At 73.2% G+C, this 18,839-nt stretch carries 15 protein-coding genes; 7 read left to right on the top strand and 8 right to left on the bottom strand.

Features of this window, described 5'->3' with window-relative positions:
* Window positions 1-236 precede the first annotated feature (236 nt).
* The 5 genes from POF43_RS26750 to POF43_RS26730 all read left to right on the top strand — a co-directional run bounded on the left by POF43_RS26750 (window position 237) and on the right by POF43_RS26730 (window position 7,419).
* Entirely contained in the window at window positions 237-3,077 is a 2,841-nt protein-coding gene (locus POF43_RS26750) for a penicillin acylase family protein (protein ID WP_282704793.1), read from the top strand.
* A 181-nt stretch (window positions 3,078-3,258) separates the two neighbouring features.
* On the top strand, window positions 3,259-4,038 hold the full coding sequence (locus POF43_RS26745; protein WP_271314357.1) for an SDR family oxidoreductase: 780 nt from the start codon (window positions 3,259-3,261) through the stop codon (window positions 4,036-4,038).
* Window positions 4,035-5,744 carry an AMP-binding protein gene (locus tag POF43_RS26740; protein WP_271324164.1) on the top strand — a complete coding sequence of 570 codons (1,710 nt, stop codon included), beginning with the start codon at window positions 4,035-4,037 and terminating at the stop codon, window positions 5,742-5,744. Before POF43_RS26745 ends, POF43_RS26740 begins: the two co-directional genes overlap by 4 nt.
* Before the next feature lie 57 nt (window positions 5,745-5,801).
* Window positions 5,802-6,404, top strand: coding sequence for a TetR/AcrR family transcriptional regulator (locus POF43_RS26735; RefSeq protein WP_271314359.1), 603 nt, complete (start codon window positions 5,802-5,804; stop codon window positions 6,402-6,404).
* 28 nt (window positions 6,405-6,432) lie between these two features.
* Window positions 6,433-7,419 carry an NADPH:quinone oxidoreductase family protein gene (locus tag POF43_RS26730; RefSeq protein ID WP_271314360.1) on the top strand — a complete coding sequence of 329 codons (987 nt, stop codon included), beginning with the start codon at window positions 6,433-6,435 and terminating at the stop codon, window positions 7,417-7,419.
* A 232-nt stretch (window positions 7,420-7,651) separates the two neighbouring features.
* Here the strand turns inward: POF43_RS26730 and POF43_RS26725 are convergent, their stop codons facing one another.
* Entirely contained in the window at window positions 7,652-8,863 is a 1,212-nt protein-coding gene (locus POF43_RS26725) for an acyl-CoA dehydrogenase family protein (protein ID WP_271314361.1), read from the bottom strand.
* A 12-nt stretch (window positions 8,864-8,875) separates the two neighbouring features.
* A complete protein-coding gene (locus POF43_RS26720; RefSeq protein ID WP_271314362.1) occupies window positions 8,876-9,925 on the bottom strand; it encodes a phosphotransferase family protein in 1,050 nt (349 codons plus the stop codon).
* Window positions 9,926-10,297: 372 nt separating this feature from the next.
* On the opposite strand from POF43_RS26720, the gene POF43_RS26715 reads away from it, so the two are divergent.
* Entirely contained in the window at window positions 10,298-11,776 is a 1,479-nt protein-coding gene (locus POF43_RS26715; RefSeq protein ID WP_271325067.1) for a multicopper oxidase family protein, read from the top strand.
* A 212-nt stretch (window positions 11,777-11,988) separates the two neighbouring features.
* Here POF43_RS26715 and POF43_RS26710 read toward each other — a convergent pair whose 3' ends face one another.
* The 3 genes from POF43_RS26710 to POF43_RS26700 form a co-directional block, all read right to left on the bottom strand.
* On the bottom strand, window positions 11,989-12,480 hold the full coding sequence (locus tag POF43_RS26710) for a gluconokinase (RefSeq protein ID WP_271325068.1): 492 nt from the start codon (window positions 12,478-12,480) through the stop codon (window positions 11,989-11,991).
* Window positions 12,481-12,494: 14 nt separating this feature from the next.
* Window positions 12,495-13,025: an NUDIX hydrolase gene (locus POF43_RS26705; protein WP_271325066.1), complete on the bottom strand. Its 531-nt coding sequence runs from the start codon at window positions 13,023-13,025 to the stop codon at window positions 12,495-12,497.
* Between the two features lie 217 nt (window positions 13,026-13,242).
* The gene (locus tag POF43_RS26700; RefSeq protein WP_271325065.1) at window positions 13,243-13,680 is read right to left on the bottom strand and encodes a ribonuclease domain-containing protein; all 438 of its coding nucleotides are present in this window, start codon (window positions 13,678-13,680) and stop codon (window positions 13,243-13,245) included.
* Window positions 13,681-14,289: 609 nt separating this feature from the next.
* Here POF43_RS26700 and POF43_RS26695 point away from each other — a divergent pair.
* Window positions 14,290-15,669 carry an FAD-dependent oxidoreductase gene (locus POF43_RS26695; RefSeq protein WP_282704792.1) on the top strand — a complete coding sequence of 460 codons (1,380 nt, stop codon included), beginning with the start codon at window positions 14,290-14,292 and terminating at the stop codon, window positions 15,667-15,669.
* Between the two features lie 288 nt (window positions 15,670-15,957).
* Here the strand turns inward: POF43_RS26695 and POF43_RS26690 are convergent, their stop codons facing one another.
* The 3 genes from POF43_RS26690 to POF43_RS26680 all read right to left on the bottom strand — a co-directional run bounded on the left by POF43_RS26690 (window position 15,958) and on the right by POF43_RS26680 (window position 18,540).
* The gene (locus POF43_RS26690; protein WP_271324571.1) at window positions 15,958-16,884 is read right to left on the bottom strand and encodes a hypothetical protein; all 927 of its coding nucleotides are present in this window, start codon (window positions 16,882-16,884) and stop codon (window positions 15,958-15,960) included.
* A gap of 186 nt (window positions 16,885-17,070) precedes the next feature.
* Window positions 17,071-17,670 carry a class I SAM-dependent methyltransferase gene (locus POF43_RS26685; protein ID WP_271324573.1) on the bottom strand — a complete coding sequence of 200 codons (600 nt, stop codon included), beginning with the start codon at window positions 17,668-17,670 and terminating at the stop codon, window positions 17,071-17,073.
* A gap of 441 nt (window positions 17,671-18,111) precedes the next feature.
* Window positions 18,112-18,540 (bottom strand): PPOX class F420-dependent oxidoreductase, encoded by a 429-nt coding sequence (locus POF43_RS26680; protein ID WP_271316681.1) that lies wholly within the window; start codon window positions 18,538-18,540, stop codon window positions 18,112-18,114.
* Window positions 18,541-18,839 lie beyond the last annotated feature (299 nt).

Below are 18,839 nucleotides of genomic sequence, written 5' to 3'. Positions count from 1 at the left end.
TCCGGCTCGATTCGCCGTCCGACGGCCACCAGGGACGGGTCCGCGGTGGCCGGATTCCGCTTGTCGCGGCGAGCGGTTCCGGTGCGGTACCGGACCGCGAGGGGCCGTGGTGGCCCACGGTATGGAAGTCCTATGAGCAGATGATGAGAAAAGTCTGAGGATGTGACGGATGTTCATCTACCCGTGAGGTGATACCGGCGGTAACGTCCCTGCCACGCCTCACGGGAGGAGCAGGAATGCGACGACGCATCCTCGGACTCAGAACCGTCGCGATGGCCGGGGTCCTGGTACTGGGAACCTTCGCCACCACCGCGGCCGGACCGGCGCAGGCCGGTGCGAAACCCGCCGACTCCACGGTCACCGACTACTGCCAGGGCCAGTGCGACGACATCCTGCCGCCGGGGGAGAACGGCAACGCCACCCTCGCCGACATCCTGGCCAACAAGGCCCTCGGCACCCATCCGTCGCACAGCGACGACCAGCTCGCCACCTACGACTCGCTCACCGACGGCTCCGGCTCGATCACTGACGCCACCATCGGGAAGTTCTTCAACGACTCCTCCTTCGGCGTCCCGGCCGGCCAGGTGGCCTCCACCGAGAGCCCGCGCTCCGACGTCACCATCACCCGTGACAAGGCCACCGGCGTCCCGCACATCACGGGCACCACCCGCTCCGGCACCGAGTACGGCGCCGGATACGCGGCCGCCGAGGACCGGCTGTGGCTGATGGACGTCTTCCGGCACGTCGGCCGCGGCGAGCTGACGTCGTTCGCCGGCGGGGCCGCCGCCAACCAGGGCCTGGAGCAGCAGTTCTGGCAGGCGGCGCCCTATACCGAGGCCGACCTCCAGCAGCAGGCCGACCGGATCGCCGCCAGCGGTCCGCGCGGCCGGCAGGCGATGTCCGACGCCCAGGACTACGTCGACGGCATCAACGCCTACATCGACAAGGCCAAGCCGGCCCGCACCTTCCCCGGCGAGTACGACCTGACCGGGCACATGAACGCCGTCACCAACGACGGGACCATCGACCACTTCCAGGTCACCGACCTGATCGCGCTGGCGTCGGTGGTCGGCGCGCTGTTCGGCTCCGGCGGTGGTGGCGAGGTGCAGTCCGCGCTGTCCCTCCAGGCCGCGCAGGCCCAGTACGGGACCACCCAGGGCACCAAGGTCTGGGAGTCCTTCCGCGAACGGGACGACCCCGAAGCGGTGCTGACCGTGCACGACGGCCAGTCCTTCCCGTACGCGCAGGCCCCCGCCCACCCGGCCGGCACCGCGATGCCCGACCCCGGTTCGGTGGTCCCCGAACCCGAGGTCATCGACCGCACCGGGTCGGCGGCGGGCGAACTCGCCACCAAGGGCGTGCCCGCCCGCACCCCGGTCAAGGCCCCGGCCGCCCTCAAGCCGCTCCAGGGCGTCTACGACAACGGCGTGCTGCCCGCGGACCTGCTGACCAACCCGCGCAAGGGCATGTCCAACGCGCTGGTCGTCTCCGGCGCCCACACCGCCAGCGGCCACCCGGTCGCCGTCTTCGGCCCGCAGACCGGCTACTTCGCCCCGCAGCTGCTCATGCTGGAGGAGCTCCAGGGGCCGGGCATCAGCGCCCGCGGCGCCGCCTTCGCCGGCCTGAGCATGTACGTCGAACTCGGCCGCGGCCCCGACTACGCCTGGAGCGCCACCTCCGCCGAGCAGGACGTCACCGACACCTACGCCGTCCCGCTGTGCGACCCGGCCGGCGGCACCCCCACCACCGCGGACAACGCCTACCTCTACCACGGCACCTGCACGCCGTTCGAGGAGCTGGACCGCACCGACTCCTGGTCGCCCACCCTCGCCGACTCCACCGCGGCCGGCGGCTACACGCTGCGGGTCTACCGCACCAAGTACGGCCTGGTCACCGACCGGGCCACCGTCGGCGGCAAACCCGTCGCCTACACCTCGTTGCGCACCTCCTACATGCACGAGGCCGACTCCATCGTCGGCTTCCAGATGCTCAACGACCCCACCTACGTGCATGATCCGGCCAGTTTCCAGAGTGCCGTCAGCAACATCAACTACACGTTCAACTGGTTCTACGCCGACTCCCAGCACACCGCGTACTACAACTCGGGCAACAACCCGGTGCGCGCCGCGAACGTGGACGCCTCGCTGCCGGTGCTGGCCGAACCGCAGTACGAGTGGCAGGGCTTCGACCCCGACACCTACACCGCCGACTACACCCCGACCGGCCAGCACCCGCAGTCGGTGGACCAGGACTACTACGTCTCCTGGAACAACAAGCAGGCCAAGGGCTACACCGACGCCAACTTCGGCGACGGCTCGGTGCACCGGGTCAACCTGCTCGACGCCCGGGTCAAGGCCCTGGTCCAGCGCGGAAAGGTGACGCGTTCCGACCTGGTCAAGGCGATGGAGGACGCCGCCACCACCGACCTGCGCGGTGAGGACGTGCTGCCCGACGTGCTCGCGGTGCTGGACAGCGCCCCGATCACCGATCCCCAACTGGCCGCCGACGTGGCCGAGTTGAAGCAGTGGAGCGCCGACGGCACCAAGCGCCGGGAGACCTCGGCCGGATCGCACGCCTACGCCGACCCCGACGCGGTGCGCATCATGGACGCCTGGTGGCCGCTGCTGGTCAAGGCCGAGTTCGAACCCGGCATGGGCGCCGGCCTGTACAGCGCGCTGGGCGAGAACCTCACCGTCGACGAGTCGCCGTCCGCCGCGCACGGCCCCACCGGCGCGCACGCCGGCAGCTCCTTCCAGTACGGCTGGTGGTCCTACGTCGACAAGGACCTGCGCGCGGTCCTGGGCAAGCCGGTCGCCGGCCCCCTGGCGCAGACCTACTGCGGCGCCGGCAGCCTGTCCGCCTGCCGCACCGCGCTGCTGACCAGCCTCCAGCAGGCGGCCGCCGTCCCGGCGACCACCGTCTACCCCGGCGACGACACCGGATGCGCGGCCGGCGACCAGTGGTGCGCAGACAGCATCCTGCAGCGCCCGCTGGGCGGCATCGCGCAGAACCGCATCTCCTGGCAGAACCGCCCGACGTACCAGCAGGTCGTCGAGTTCCCGGCCCACCGGCCCTGACCCCCGGCACGCCCGGCCCGGGCCCCCGCAGCCGCCACGGCGACCGCGGGGGCCCGGGCCGCCGTGCTGAGCGGGCCCCTTCCCCGATCCCGAGCAACCGCTTAGTATGCGAGCCTGGGCCGGGTCGCCCGCACCGCGGACGACCCGCCCGGCACTGATCGAACAGCGAAGGGACGGCAGCGTGGCCGCGCACCAGGGAACACGGGTCTTCGTCAGCGGAGCGGGACGCGGTATCGGCGCCGCACTGGCCCGCGCGTTCGCCGCCGAGGGAGCGAAGGTCGCCGTCAACGACCTCGACGCCACCGCGGCCGGCGCCGTCGCCGAGGAGATCGGCGGCATCGCGCTGCCCGGCGACGCCGCGAGCGAGCAGGGCGTCAAGAACCTGATCGCCGCGGCCCGCGAAGGACTCGGCGGCGGCATCGACATCTACTGCGCCAACGCCGGCGTCCCCACCGGCGGCGGCCCCGAGACCCCCGAGGACGACTGGGCGCACGCCTGGGACGTCAACGTCATGGCCCACGTGCGCGCCAGCCGCGAACTGCTGCCGGAATGGCTCGAACGCGGCTCCGGCCGCTTCATCGCCACCGTCTCCGCCGCCGGCATCCTGTCCATGCTCGGCGCCGCGCCCTACTCCGCCACCAAGCACGCCGCCATGGCCTACGCCGAGTGGCTCGCGTTCACCTACCGGCACCAGGGGGTGAAGGTGCACGCGATCTGCCCGCAGGGGGTGCGCACCGCGATGCTGGAGGTGACCGGCGAGCCCGGACAGCTCGTCCTGGCGCCCACCGCCATCGAGCCGGAGGAGGTCGCCACCGCCGTGCTGGCCGGCATCGCCGAGGACCGCTTCCTGATCCTGCCGCACCCGGAGGTCGCCGACTACTACGCGCTGCGCGCCACCCAGCCGGACCGCTGGCTCGGCGGCATGAACAAGATGCAGCGCCAGCTGGAGGGCCGCGCGTGACCGCCCCCCGCCCCACGTACGCCGACCGCCCCTGGCTCCAGCACCTCAACGCCCACCAGCTCGCCCCCTCCGAGCCGCCGGCCACCATGCTGGACGCCTTCCGCGCCACCGTCGCCCGGGTCCCGGACCGCGCCGCGCTGCACTACTTCGACGCCACCGTCAGCTACCGCGAACTCGACGCGCTCACCGACGGGTTCGCCGCCCGCCTGATACGCGACGGCTTCCGGCCCGGCGACCGGCTCGCCCTCATCACCCAGAACACCCCGCACTTCCCCGTGGCCCTGTACGGCGCCTGGAAGGCCGGCGGCATCGTCGTCCCGGTCAACCCGATGTACAAGCAGCGCGAGCTGGCGCACATCCTCCAGGACGCCGAGGTCGCCGCGCTGGTCTGCCACGAACGCGCCTGGCACGGCTTCGTGCGCGACACCGTCGCCGGATCACCGGTGCGGCACGCCTACACCGGAAGCGAACTCGACCTGCAGACCCGCGACGACCCCCGGGTGCTGCGCGACGTCGTGCGCCACCCCGCCGACGACGCGGCCGACCTGCTCACCGCCGCCCGCTCGCCCGAAGGACCGCCGCCGCCCGACCCCGGGCTCGGCGCCGCCGACACCGCGCTGATCAGCTACACCTCCGGCACCTCCGGCACGCCCAAGGGCGCCCTGAACACCCACGGCAACATCGCGTACAACGCCCACCGCCAGCAGCGCACCCACCAGCTCGCCGACGGTGCGGTCGTCTTCGCGCTGGCGCCGCTGTTCCACATCACCGGCATGGTCTGCGAGCTGTCGGCCGCCTTCGCCGCCGGATCGCCGGTCGCGCTGGCCTACCGCTTCGAGCCCGGCGTGGTCATCGACGCGTTCCGCGAGCACCGCCCCGCCTACACCGTCGGCCCGTCCACCGCCTTCATGGCGCTGATGACGGTGCCCGGCGCGAGTGCGGCGGACTTCGCCTCCTTCGAGGTGATCAGCTCCGGCGGCGCCCCGCTGCCGCCGGCCGTGGTCGAGCAGTTCCACGACCGCTTCGGCCAGTACCTGCGCAACGGCTACGGCCTCACCGAGTGCACCGCGCCCTGCGCCGCCGTGCCGCCCGGGCTGCGCGCGCCGGTCGACCCGGTCTCCGGCACCCTCGCGGTCGGCGTGCCGGGGCCCGACACCATGATCCGCATCCTGGACGACGCCGGCCAGGAGGTCCCGTTCGGCGAACCCGGCGAGATCGCGGTCGGCGGCCCGATGGTCGTGCCCGGCTACTGGCGCCGCCCGGACGCCACCGCCGCCGCGCTGCCCGGCGGTGAGCTGCGCACCGGCGACATCGGCTTCATGGACAGCTCCGGCTGGCTCTACGTGGTGGACCGCAAGAAGGACATGATCAACGCCTCCGGCTTCAAGGTCTGGCCCCGGGAGGTCGAGGACGTCCTCTACACCCACCCGGCCGTCCGCGAGGCCGCCGTCGTCGGCGTGCCCGACGCCTACCGCGGGGAGTCGGTGAAGGCCTACGTCAGCCTCAAGCCCGGCGCCGGCGCCGCCGCGGAGGAGCTGATCGCCTACTGCCGCGAACGCCTCGCCGCCTTCAAGTACCCGCGTGCGGTGGAGATCCTGGCGGAACTGCCGAAGACCACCAGCGGCAAGATCCTGCGCCGCGAACTGCGTGACGCGGCGGTCGCCGCGGCCCCGGCGCCGGACGGCGCGCCGGGCTCACGGGCCTGACCGCGTACCGCTCGGTATGCTGGCGCCGACAGGGGAACACCGGGAAGGGGCACCGCCATGACGACGCAGCACGGCAGTGCCGGCAAGACCGCCGCGGTACCGCAGCGCCTGCTGGCCGAGGCCACCCGGCTCTTCGCCGACCGCGGTTTCGACCGCACCTCCGTCCAGGAGATCGTCGAGGCCGCCGGCGTCACCAAGGGTGCCCTCTACCACTACTTCGGCAGCAAGGACGACCTGCTGCACGAGGTCTACGCCCGGGTGCTGCGCCTGCAGACCGAGCGGCTGGCGGCCATCGCCGCGCTGGAGGAACCGGTGGCCGACCGGGTCCGCAAGGCCGCCGCCGACGTGGTGGTCTCCAGCATCCAGAACCTGGACGACACCAAGATCTTCTTCCGTTCCATCCACCAGCTCAGCCCCGACAAGCAACGGGCGGTCCGGTCCGACCGCCGCCACTACCACGAGATGTTCCGCTCCCTGATCGAGGAGGGGCGCGACACCGGCGTCTTCCGCGCCGAACCGGTGCCCGACCTGGTCGTCGACTTCTTCTTCGGCTCGGTCCACCACCTGGCCGTCTGGTACCGCCCGGACGGCCCGCTGGGCGCCGAGCAGGTCGCGGAGCAGTTCGCCGACCTGCTGCTGCACTCGATACGCACGTCCTGAATCACCCGCAACGTCACGGAGGTCCCCGGTGAAGGCTTGGCGCGTCCACGAGAACGGCGAGCCGCTCGCGGCCATGCGCCTGGACGACGTACCCGACCCGGCGCCCGGGCCCGGCGACCTCCTGGTCCGGGTCCTGGCGGCCGGCGTCAACTTCCCCGACGCGCTGCTGTGCCGCGGCCAGTACCAGATACGCCCGCCGCTGCCGTTCACCCCCGGCGTCGAGCTGTGCGGCGAGGTGCTGCGCACCGGCGAGGGCGTGACGGGCGTCGCGGTCGGTGACCGGATCATCAGCCCGGCCGCGCTGCCGCACGGCGCCTTCGCCGAACTGGCCGTCGTCCCGGCCGCCGGGGTGCTGCCCGCACCGCCCGCGCTGGACGACGCGCAGGCCGCCGTCATGCACATCGGCTACCAGACCGGCTGGTTCGGCCTGCACCGCCGGGCGGCCCTGAAGGCCGGCGAGACCCTGCTGGTGCACGCGGCGGCCGGCGGCGTCGGCACCGCGGCCGTGCAGCTGGGCAAGGCGGCCGGCGCCACCGTCATCGGCGTGGTCGGCGGCGCGGCCAAGGCCGACACCGCCAAGGCGGCCGGCTGCGACGTCGTCGTCGACCGGCACACCGAGGACTTCGTCGCCGTCGTCAAGGAGGCCACCGGAGGCCGCGGTGCCGACGTGGTCTACGACCCGGTCGGCGGCGAGGCGTACACCCGCTCCGCCAAGTGCGTCGCGTTCGAGGGCCGCATCGTCGTCGTCGGCTTCACCAGCGGCACGATCCCCACCCCTGGCCTCAACCACGTCCTGGTGAAGAACTACTCCGTCCTCGGCCTGCACTGGGGGCTGTACAACACCAAGGACCCGGAAGCCGTCCGCGCCTGCCACGACGAGCTGACCCGGATGGCGGCGCAGGGCACGATCGCGCCGCTCGTCACCGAACGCGTCCCGCTCGCCGGCGCGGCCGACGCCGTCCAGCGGGTCGCCGACGGCACGACGACCGGCCGGCTGGCGATCGTCAACTCCTGAGCGGCGCGCGCCCGTTGAGTCGGTAGTACGGCGCGTCCGGTCAGCAGGTCCGTCAGCCCGTTCAGCTCGTTCGTGGGACCGCAGGGGTCGCCGTCGGGCGGCCCCTGCGGCGTTTCCGCGTCCGCCCGCGCCCGGTCCGGCGCCGGCCGCATCCCACGGGGGGCGGGCCGGCGCCGGACGCCGGGTCGTCAGCGGGGGCGTCCGCCGGGGCGTCCGTCCGGTCGTCCGCCGGTCAGACGGTGTACTTCTTCAGCTCCCGCCGGGCCAGCGACCGCTTGTGCACCTCGTCGGGACCGTCGGCCAGCCGCAACGTGCGCACCTGGGCCCACAGTTCGGCCAGCGGGGTGTCCTGGCTGACGCCGGCCGCGCCGTGCGTCTGGATCGCCCGGTCCACGATGCGCTGCACCGCCAGCGGGGTGGCGATCTTGATGGACTGGATCTCGGTGTGGGCGCCGCGGTTGCCGACGGTGTCCATCAGCCAGGCGGTCTTGAGCACCAGCAGCCGCAACTGCTCGATCTCCACCCGGGAGTCGGCGATCCACTCCTGCACCACGCCCTGCGCGGCGATCGGCTTGCCGAACGCGACCCGGGAGGCGGCGCGGCGGCACATCAGCTCGACGGCGCGTTCCGCGATGCCGATGGCCCGCATGCAGTGGTGGATGCGGCCGGGGCCCAGCCGGGCCTGGGCGATGGCGAAACCGCCGCCCTCCTCGCCGACCAGGTTCGCCACCGGGACCCGCACGTCGGTGAAGACCACCTCGGCGTGGCCGCCGTGGTCCCCGTCGTCGTAGCCGAACACCCGCATGCCGCGCCGGACGTCGACGCCGGGGGCGTCGCGCGGGACCAGCACCATGGACTGCTGGCGGTGCCGCTCGGCCGACGGGTCGGTCTTGCCCATCACGATCATGATGCGGCAGTTGGGGTTCATCGCCCCGGAGGTGAACCACTTGCGGCCGTTGACCACGTACTCGTCACCGTCGCGCTCGATGCGGGTCTCGATGTTCGCCGCGTCGGAGGAGGCCACCTCCGGCTCGGTCATGGCGAACGCCGACCGGATCTCGCCGGCCAGCAGCGGCTCCAGCCACGTCTTGCGCTGCTCGTCGCTGCCGAACTCGCTGAGCACCTCCATGTTCCCGGTGTCGGGCGCCGCGCAGTTGAGGGCGGGCGGTGCGAGGTGCGGGCTGTGGCCGGTGATCTCGGCCAGCGGCGCGTACTGGAGGTTGGTCAGCCCGGCGCCGTTCTCCCCGGGCAGGAAGAGGTTCCACAGGCCGCGCTCGCGGGCGGCCGCCTTCAGCTCCTGCACCACCGGCGGCGGCGACCACGGGTCGATGCCCGAGGCGCGCTGCTCGGCGAAGACCGCCTCGGCGGGGTAGACGAACTCGTCCATGAAGGCGAGCAGCCGCCCCCGCAGCTCCTCGGTGCGCGCGTCGAATGAGAAGTCCATGCCGTGCCCTTCCTACCGTCCGGTGCCCAGGGCGCTGAGTCCCTGGTCGATGAAGACCGGCGTCAGCGCGCCGAGCCGGTCGAAGCCCGCGCCCACGGTCTGCCCGAGCGTGAAGCGGTAATGGATGCCTTCCAGGATCACCGCGAGCTTGAAGTACGCGAACGCGGTGTACCAGGCGACCTGCGAGACGTCCCGGCCGGACCGGGTCGCGTACCGCTCGATCAGCTCCGAGGCGTCCGGGTGGCCGGGCGCCTCGCGGGTGTTGGAGACCGGCGAGTCCTTCACCGGCAGCCGGTCGCTGTACATCGCCAGCAGCCCCAGGTCGGTCAGCGGATCGCCCAGCGTCGACATCTCCCAGTCCAGCACCGCCCGTACGGTGTCGTCCGGGCCGACCAGCACGTTGTCCAGCCGGTAGTCGCCGTGCACCACCGTCGGCGCCGGCGACTGCGGCAGCCGGGCCGCCAGCGCCGCCGCCAGCTCGTCGATCCCCGGCAGGTCACGGCTGCGGGAGGCCGCCAACTGCTTTCCCCAGCGCCGCAGCTGCCGCTCCAGGAAGCCGTCGGGGCGGCCGAACTCCGCCAGCCCCACCGCCGCCGGGTCCACCGCGTGCAGGTCCACCAGGGTGTCCACCAACGCCAGCGCCACCCGCCGGGTACGCTCCGGCCCGATCGGGGCCAGCTCCGTCGCCGACCGGTACGGCACGCCGTCCACGTATTCCATGACGTAGAAGGGCGCGCCGGTCACCGCCGTGTCGTCGCACAGCAGGATCGCCTCCGGCACCGGCACGGGCGTGGCGTGCAGCGCGCTGATGACGGTGAACTCGCGGGTCATGTCGTGCGCGGTGGCCAGCACGTGGCCCAGCGGCGGCCGGCGCACCACCCAGCGGTGGACGCCGTCGCCCACCGCGTACGTCAGGTTGGACCGGCCGCCCTCGATGAGCCGCCCGGTCAGCGGGCCCGCCACGAGCCCGGGCCGCTCCCGGTCCAGCAGCGTCCGCAGCCCGCCCAGGTCGAGCCCCGGCGGCCCGTCGTCGCGTCCCGGTGCGTCAACCGACTCGTCCACGAAAGCGCTCCTCACCGTCGATGATCCCTGCCGGGTCCTCCCCGGGCACCCATCATGCCGACCAGTCGGTATGCCGTCCAGGGGGCAGCGGCAGTGAGCTGCGACGCGTGGCCTTACGGGGGCCCGTCGCGCCGCGGTGCCGGGCGACCGGGGGAGCGTTGGTGGGGCGGGGGAGCGTGGCGGGGAGTGCGGCCGGGGCGGTGAGCGGTGCGGCCTCCCGGGCGGCGCCGGGAACCGTCCGGTCGGCCGGTTGGTGCCGGGGGTGAAAGATCCCCGATCGCCGGTGTTCCGCGCGTCCAACACATGCCTTCATCTAGGGGTTTCCCGCGCGATCGGTTGTGCGGACTGCTTCCGTCCGCTCCATCCGGCAGCATGCCGGACATCCAGCTGACCAAGGGGGACATCGTGCTGTCCAGGCGGAATCTGCTGACCACCGGCGCTGCGGCGGTCGGGGCCGGAGCCCTGACCGGAACCTTCACGAGCCCGGCCGCCGAGGCCGCCGCGAAGCCGACGCCGTCCACCGCTGCGGGGTCGATCCCCAAGTTCGCGGTCGCCATGCCGGTGCCCGAGGTGCTGCGGCCGGTCCGCCGCTCGTGGAACACCGACTACTACCGCATGACGATGCGCACGGTCTCCACGGAGATCGTGCCGGGCCACCAGACGGAGGTCCTCACCTACGACGGCTCGTTCCCCGGGCCGACGATCATGGCGGAGTCCGGCCGGCGCGTGGTCGTCGAGCAGACCAACGCCCTCGACACCCCCGTCTCGGTCCACCTGCACGGCGCCTCGGTGCCGACGTCGAGCGACGGCTACCCGATGAACGTCATCGAACCGGGCGGCACCCGGACGTACACGTACCCCAACGTGCAGCCGAACGCCAACCTGTGGATGCACGACCACGCCCACATGGAGGAGGCCGAGCACGTATACCGCGGCATGTCCTCCATGGTGGTGCTCAGCGACGCCGCGGAGCGCAAGCTCGGGCTGCCGTCGGGCGAGTACGACGTGCCGCTGGTGATCCGCGACGTCGACCTCGACGACAACGCCGGCATCGTCTTCACCATGGACGACTCGGTCAACCGCACGACGATCCTGGTCAACGGCAAGCCGTGGCCGTACTTCACCGTCGAGGCCCGCAAGTACCGCTTCCGGGTGCTGAACTCCACCAACCTGCGGTGGCTGGCCCCCTTCCTGGCCGACGCCTCGTCGTACACCATGGTCGGCTCGGACGGCGGTCTGCTCGAAGCGCCCTACTCCACCCCGGCCGTGGTGCTGTCGCCGGGTGAGCGCGCCGACATCGTGATCGACTTCTCCACCTACGCCCCCGGCACCTCCGTCGTGCTCCAGAACCTCGCGGGCACCGGCGACCCGGCGGAGATCATGCGCTTCGACGTCGTCGCGGCCAAGACTGAGGACCACAGCCGGGTGCCGGCCGCGCTGCGTACGCTGCCCGCGCTGCCCACCCCGACCGTGCAGCGCAGCGTCGTCCTCACCATGGACGAGGACGGCCGCCCGAACCCGATGGGCTACATCAACGGCAAGACCTTCGACATGAACCGCATCGACACCACCGTGCGGTTCGGCGACACCGAGGTCTGGACCGTCAGCAACGGCAACGTCACCACTCCGCACAACTTCCACATGCACCTGGTGCAGTACCGCGTCCTGGAGCGCAACGGCAAGCCGGTCGATCCGTCCGAGGCCGGCCTCAAGGACGTGGTGGCCCTGCTGCCGGGCGAGGAGGTCAAGATCCAGATGACCTTCGACAGCTACCGGGGCCTCTACCTCTACCACTGCCACCTGATGGACCACTCGGCCATGGGCATGATGGCCCAGATGGAGATCGTCTAGCCGGGCCGGTCCGGCGTTCCCGGTGGTCGCGGACGATCACGCACCGTCCGCCCGCGGCGGAACGCCGGACTCCCGGTCCGATGAACGCCCGGCCGCGAGGATCATCGCGGCCGGGCGTTCACGGTGGCCGGGCGGATCATGGTGGCCGGGTGGCCGGGTGGCCGGGTGGCCGGGCGGATCAGCCGATCATCTGATCGGCCCGACGCGTCGGGCTACGGGGACGCGGCCGGCGGCTGGTCCGGCAGGGCCGCCAGCGCCCGGGCCGCGACGTCCCGCGGTGTACCGCCGACGTCCACCACGGCACCCGCCTCACCGGGCGTGAGCGCCTCCAGCGTCTCCAGCTGGGACCGCAGCAGCGCGGCCGGCATGAAGTGGCCGCCGCGGTCGCCCAGCCGGGCGGCGAGCGTCTGCGGGGTGCCGTGCAGATGCAGGAAGAACACCTCCGGCGCCGCCAGCCGCAACCGGTCGCGGTACCGCAGGCGCAACGCCGAGCAACTCACCACGCCGCCGTCACGGTGCGCCGCCAGCCACCCGGCCACCGCGTCCAGCCACGGCGCCCGGTCGGTGTCGTCCAGCGGCACGCCGGCCCGCATCCTGGCCACGTTGGCCGCCGGGTGGAAGTCGTCGCCCTCGGCGAACGGCACCCCCAGCCGCCGCGCCAGCACGGCGCCCACCGTCGACTTCCCCGAGCCGGCGACGCCCATCACCACCACGACGGTCACCCGCGGTCCCCCGCGCGGTGCTCCCGCAGCCGGTGGAACGCGGCCAGCCCGTCCGGCACCCAGTCCCACTCCGGCAGCCGCGCCTCCAGCTCCGCGTCGGTGAGGAAGGCGTGCCAGGCGACCTCCTCCACCTGCGGGTCCACCGGCGACGCGCACGTCACCTCGTACACCCGGCTCCACCAGCGGTGCTCCGGCGTCTCGTAGAGGAACGTCAGCACAGGGACCGGCTGCGGCAGCCCGCTGACCCCGAGTTCCTCCTCCGCCTCCCGCAGCGCGGCGGTGTCGTAGTCCTCGCCGGCGCCCACCACGCCGCCGACGAACATGTCGTACATCGACGGGAAGACCAGCTTGCCGGGCGTTCGCCGGTGCACGAAGATCCGCCCCCGCGGATCGCGCGCCTGGATGAACACGCACCGGTGCGTGAGCCGTTCGCGGTACACCCGACCCCGCGGCGCCTGCCCGACCACCCGGTCGTCGTCGTCCACGATGTCCAGGATTTCGTCAGCGGAGAGTCCTTCGTCACCCATACGCCTCATCCAAGCAGAAGCCGTACGAACCGACTACGAAGGAGCTACCAAGGAGCTACCAGGAGCTGCGAAGGCGGTCCGGCGGTGGGGCGGTGGCCGTTCGGCGGCGGACAGGGGAAAACCCGGGCGGTCCGGCCGGGAGGTCCCGTGGGGGAAGGATCTCCATGCCGGACCGCCCGGGTCCGCCGAGGTGTCGCAGTGGGCGTCAGCAGGGGTGTCAGCAGGAGGTGTCGATGGTGCTGAACGAGTCGTAGTGGTCGGAGGTGTAGTAGTCCGTGCCGTCCTCGGCGGTGATGATGCGGCGGGTGCCGCGGTTGCTCGCGCCCGGGGTCACCACGGTGTAGGAGTGGTAGTACCCGGTGGACTCGGCGGGCAGCAGGCCCTCGTTGTTGTCGAAGACCTCACCGTCCTCGGAGTACGGGAACGGGCCGTCGGAGGCGATGAGGTTCAGGGTGTCGTCCGCCTGGCTGGGCAGGGCCGTCTGGCAGACGTCACCGATGTCGTGGGGGACGGCGGCGGTGACGACGGTGGCCGCGTGCGTGGTGGGGGTCGCCGCGTGGGCGGCACCGGCCAGGAGGGTGGGGCCGATGACGAGCGTTCCGGCGAGGATGACGGCGGAACCACGGGAGCGCAACGCGCGTAGAGGCATTCGCATGGCAGACAGTCTGACCAGCGTCCCCGGCGGACAGAAGTGCCCCCGGCCATGGTTCACGTGACGTTTACCGTGCCACCCCGATCGGTGGTGGCAGTGTGCGGATCGGTCAATCAGCCGTAATTGCGGGCGATCTGACGCCGCGTCGTCACCCTCGGTGAGCAGGCCCCGGCGACGCTTCACGGCGCCGGGCGGGGAGCGGCGCCGAGGTCATCGTGACGTGTACCGCGTGATGGCGCGCTGTCTGTTGGGGGCCGTCGGCTCCGCCGGGGCGATCGTGACGTGTACGGCGTGATGGGGCGCTGCGCGCTCATGGGTCGGAGCTGCGCGGGCCTGTCCGCGTGGTACCGGGGCGGTCGGCGCTGCCGGGTCATCGCGACGTGTACCGCGCGATCCGGCGCTACGCGCTCACCGGTCGGCGGTGTACGGGCTTGCCCGTGCGTCACCGGGGCGGTCGGCGCCGTCGGCTCCGCCGGGGTCATCGCGGGGTGGTCGCCGCCTTCACCGCCGGGGGTGCCGGGCCGTCCCCCGGACGCCTGGGCCGGCCGGGAGTACGCCGGGCCCCGAACCGGGTACACGTGCAGTCCGGTCCGGTACGACGAGAGGCAGCGCATGGCGGCGACACGCATGGTGGTCATCGGCGGTGACGCGGCGGGTATGACGGCCGCCTCACAGGCCCGGCGGCGCAAGGGGCCCGACGAGCTGTCGATCGTGGCGTTCGAACGCGGCCGGTACACGTCGTACTCCGCGTGCGGCATCCCCTACTGGACCGGCGGGGAGGTCGACGGCCCCGACGCGCTGGTGGCCCGCACCCCGGCCGAGCACCGCGAACGCGGCATCGACCTGCGGCTGGGCACCGAGGCCGTCGAGATCGACCTCGACCGCCGCCGGGTGCGTACCCGCGCCGTCGGCGACGGCACGTACGAGTGGACCGGCTTCGACCACCTCGTCGTCGCCACCGGCGCGGTGCCCAGGCGGCCCGCGGCCGAGGACGTCCCCGGCATCGACACGGACGGCGTGTACGGCGTCCAGACCCTCGACGACGGTGAGGCGGTGCTGGACGGCCTCGGCCGCGACGGCGTGCGGCGCGCGGTGGTGGTCGGCGCCGGCTACATCGGCGTCGAGATGGCCGAGGCGATGCTGCGGCGCGGCCTGGACGTCACCGTGGTCGACCGGGCCGACCAGCCGATGGGCACCCTGGACCCCGACATGGGCGCCCTGGTCCGGGAGGCCATGGAGGGCATGGGCATCGCCGTCGAGTTCGGCGCGGCGGTCCGCGAGATCCGCGCCGGCGACGACGGCCGGGTCCGCGCCGTCGTCACCGACCGCGCCGAACACCCCGCCGACATCGTGATCCTCGGCCTCGGCGTCGCGCCGGACACCCGGCTGGCCCGCGAGGCCGGCCTGCCGCTCGGCGAACACGGCGGCCTGCTCACCGACTTCTCCCAGCGGGTACGCGGCCACGACGGGATCTGGGCGGGCGGGGACTGCGCCGAGGTGTTCAACCTGGTCTCCGGCGACACCGAGCACGTACCGCTCGGCACCCACGCCAACAAGCACGGCCTGGTCATCGGCACCAACATCGGCGGCGGGTACGCCACCTTCCCCGGCGTCGTCGGCACCGCGGTCAGCAAGGTCTGCGAACTGGAGATCGGCCGCACCGGCCTGACCGAATCGCGGGCCACCGCCGCCGGACTGCGGTACGCCACCGCCACCATCGAGTCCACCGGCCGGGCCGGCTACTACCCCGGCGCCGCCCTCATGACCGTCAAGATGATCGCCGAACTCGGCAGCGGCCGACTGCTCGGCGTCCAGATCGTCGGCCGCGAGGGCGCCGGCAAACGCGTGGACGTCGCCGCGGTCGCCCTTACCGCCGGTATGACCGTCGAACGCATGACCTCCCTCGACCTCGGCTACGCCCCGCCGTTCTCCCCGGTCTGGGACCCGGTCCTGGTCGCGGCCCGGAAGACGGCGGGGAAACTGCGCGAGTAGGAGGGCCGGTCGGGGGACGCCGGTCCGGGATGCCGGTTTTGGGGCTGGGGTTGGGCTGCTGGCGGCGGGGCTGGCGGCCGGCGGATGGGGCTGGCGGCCGACGGGGCGTGGGCTGCGGGTTGACCGTTGCCCCGCTGACCGTTGCCCCGCTGACCGCTGACCGCTGACGTCTGCCTGCCGGAACGCCGTACGCGGAGCCGGTGGCCGGCGGCAGGTCGGCGGCAGGTCGGCCGGGGAGTGGGGGAGCGGGCAGCGAAACGTTCCGGCGACCGGCTCGCCTCGCCCTCCCTACGCGTCGGTGCGGACCGCCAGCTGGTCCAACGCGGCCAGCAGGCGCGGGAGTTCGGCGCCGCGGCCGACCGGGACGACCTCGCCGGGCGCGTCGTCGAGCAGGAAGAAGGCGATGTCGTCGGTGCGGGCCACCATGCTCCAGCCCGGACCGTCGGCCCGCAGCGAGCGCGCGTCGCCCTCGGCGAACGACGACCGCACCCGGCCCGGCGGCGGCGGACTGCCGACGTAACCGCGTGCCTCCGCCAGCGCCCGCCGCACCCCCGGATGACGGTGGCCCTCAATGCCGCCCCCGGCCCCGCCCGCATCCGCGCCCGCGCCGGTGGAGGGGCGGGCGGTGAAGTCCTGCGCGTCGTCGATCTCGGCCCGCCAGGTCCGCCAGCGCAGCGCGATCTCGTCGGCGCCCAGGCGGCGCTGGGCCGGGCCCCACACGGACGTGTCCGGCGGGGTGAGCGCGGGGCCCTCGTCCGCGCCGGCCGGATCGTGCGGCGCCGGCAGCCCGGGAGCGGCCACCGCCAGCTCCAGCGGCCAGCCGGGCAGCGAGGCGACGATGGTGCGTTCGCCGGGGGACAGGTCGTACTCCATGCCGCAGTCCCACGTCGCCACGGCCACCGCCACCAGCGCGGTGTCCGACGTGACGACCGTCCACCGGGCGCCGAGCCCGTCCTGGCCGAGCACCAGCCCGTAACCGTCGGCACGCGGCACGAGCCGCAGCGCCGCGCAGGCCGCCGGGTAGTCGTCGCCGAGCACGCTCGGGAACCGTCCGGGCGTCAGCAGGGTGGCGGTCAGCACGTACAGCGCGTCCTCGTCCGCCGCGGCGGTGCCGCCCGCGGGGCCGCCGGCCGCGTCGCCGGGCGCGGTGCCGGCCTGTCGCCGTACCGCGTCCTCCTCGGCCGCGTCCTGCGGCATGCCCTCCGCCACGGACACCGGGTCCTCCCTTTCTCGCCCGTCTCGCCCGCCCCGCCAGGGGGCGCGTCCGCGCACCCTAACCACGAGGTGACGACGGCGTCGATACCCCGGAGGTGAGGACTTCGCGGGCACCGGTGCCCGCGGCGGCGTCGTCACCGGCGCCGGCGGCGGCACCGCGGCGGACGCGTACGGCGTGCCCGGCGGTCAGTCCGTCGTGCGGACCGCGATCGCCAGGTAGCGCGCCGCGGTGTCCTCGTACGACGTCAGTTCCCAGCCGTTCGCGGCCAGCAGCGGACGCAGGTGGGGCTCGGCGCGGATGTCGTCGGGGCTGAGGGAGTGACCGCGGCGGGCGGCGAGCGCGGCGCGGCCGATGGGGTGGAACAGCGCGAGCCGGCCGCCCGCCCGGGTGACCCGGGCGAACTCCCGCAGCCCGGCCGCCGGATCGGCCAGGTGGTGCACCAGCCCCGCCGCGAACAGCGCGTCCTGCGTGGCGGAGGCCAGCGGCAGCCGGGCCGCGTCCGCCTCGACCAGCAGGGCGCACACGTTCCGGCCGGCCTCCGCCGCCGTCCGCAGCATCTGCGGCGTCAGATCCGTGCCGATCACCGTGCCGTCCGGCCCAACCGCGGCACGCAGCGCGGGCAGCGCCCGGCCCGTACCGCACCCGACGTCCACCGCCGACTCCCCTGCGCGCAGGTCGAGTTGGGCCACCCCGGCCTCGTAGGCCGGGGTGTCGTCGGGGAACTTGGTGTCCCAGGTCGCCGCCCGTGCCCCGAAGAACGCCCGCACGGCCGCGTGGCCGCGCACCGGATCGACGGCCGGCGGATCGGTCTCACGCGGACTGCTGCTCACGGGAAGGCTCCTTGAACGTTCGGGACGGGTGTCCGGGGAAGCGGACCGACCACCTGCGGGAGCCGGGTCCACCGCCGGATCGAGCGCACCACCTGCCCGATGGCGGAACGGCGGATCACCTGCCTGGCGGATCACCTGTCCGGAGGATCAGCGGTCCGGCGGACCACCTGTCCGACGGGACGATCGATCGGATGACGTTCCCATGATCCGGTATCCCGGGGAACCGTTCAGTCCGACGATGCGACTGCCCGACTGCCCGACTGCCCGACTGCCCGACTGCCCGTCACCGGTCGACCGGTCGGACCGTCAGTTCATCACCTGCCGACCCATCAGCCCGTCCGCCGATCCACCGGTCCGCCGTCAATTGGTCAGTGCGGGCCGCAGTCAGACCATCCGTCAGTCGGTCAATCCCTCCATCGCCACCACGTGTTCGATCCGCAGCCGGACCAGCAGTTCGCCCGGGGTGCCGTTGCGGGCGCCGAACTGCTCCGCGCGGTCGTCGCCGACGTAGCGGGCCGCGATCCGGGTGGCCCACTCGCGCAGCTGGGCCGGGTCCTCGTGGAGCTGGACGGTGCCGCGCAGCAGCGCGAAGGCGAACGGCGGGGCCTCGTCGTCGACGCATACCGCCGCGCGGCCGTCCCGGGCCAGATTGCGGCCCTTGACCGAGTCGGCGCCGGTGTTGAACACCAGGTCGTCGCCGTCCAGCAGGAACCACACCGGTGCCACGTGCGGGGCGCCGGACGCCGTGACGGTCGACAGCTTCCCGGTCCGGGTCCCGGCGGTCACGAACTCGCGCCAGCGCGCGTCAGTCATTGCCTGTGCCATGCCTCCATGGTGCGCGCCTGTGAGATCTCCCGCCAACGTGGCAGCGCGCTGTGACATGTCACAGATCATGGGAACCGGACGGTCGGCTGGTACCAGACTGTGCGAACTCCGCTTCAGGATTTTCGGATGACGACCGATTCCGACCGGATGAGCCGGTCACGTTGTCTGAAAATCAGCGGGACGCGCCGCGAGGACGTTCCGGGGAAACGGATCGCACACCGGCCACGTCCCCTACACCCGTGGGCGCGGGCGACGCCGCGGCGCCGCAGCCGCCGTGCGCGCAGCCCGCCGCCGGCGAA

Source organism: Streptantibioticus silvisoli, from assembly GCF_027947535.2.
In the GTDB taxonomy this organism is placed as follows: domain Bacteria; phylum Actinomycetota; class Actinomycetes; order Streptomycetales; family Streptomycetaceae; genus Streptantibioticus_C; species Streptantibioticus_C silvisoli.
Note: the sequence above shows the minus strand (reverse complement) of the source record. Positions and strands in the feature narration are given on the sequence as shown.

Coding starts and splice junctions, on each gene's coding strand:
- POF43_RS26735 (WP_271314359.1), top strand. CDS start 5,802: ATGACGACGCAGCACGGCAGTGCCGGCAAGACCGCCGCGGTACCGCAG.
- POF43_RS26725 (WP_271314361.1), bottom strand. CDS start 8,863: ATGGACTTCTCATTCGACGCGCGCACCGAGGAGCTGCGGGGGCGGCTG.
- POF43_RS26715 (WP_271325067.1), top strand. CDS start 10,298: ATGCCGGACATCCAGCTGACCAAGGGGGACATCGTGCTGTCCAGGCGG.
- POF43_RS26710 (WP_271325068.1), bottom strand. CDS start 12,480: ATGGGCGTCGCCGGCTCGGGGAAGTCGACGGTGGGCGCCGTGCTGGCG.
- POF43_RS26695 (WP_282704792.1), top strand. CDS start 14,290: ATGGCGGCGACACGCATGGTGGTCATCGGCGGTGACGCGGCGGGTATG.
- POF43_RS26750 (WP_282704793.1), top strand. CDS start 237: ATGCGACGACGCATCCTCGGACTCAGAACCGTCGCGATGGCCGGGGTC.
- POF43_RS26705 (WP_271325066.1), bottom strand. CDS start 13,025: ATGGGTGACGAAGGACTCTCCGCTGACGAAATCCTGGACATCGTGGAC.
- POF43_RS26680 (WP_271316681.1), bottom strand. CDS start 18,540: ATGGCACAGGCAATGACTGACGCGCGCTGGCGCGAGTTCGTGACCGCC.
- POF43_RS26700 (WP_271325065.1), bottom strand. CDS start 13,680: ATGCGAATGCCTCTACGCGCGTTGCGCTCCCGTGGTTCCGCCGTCATC.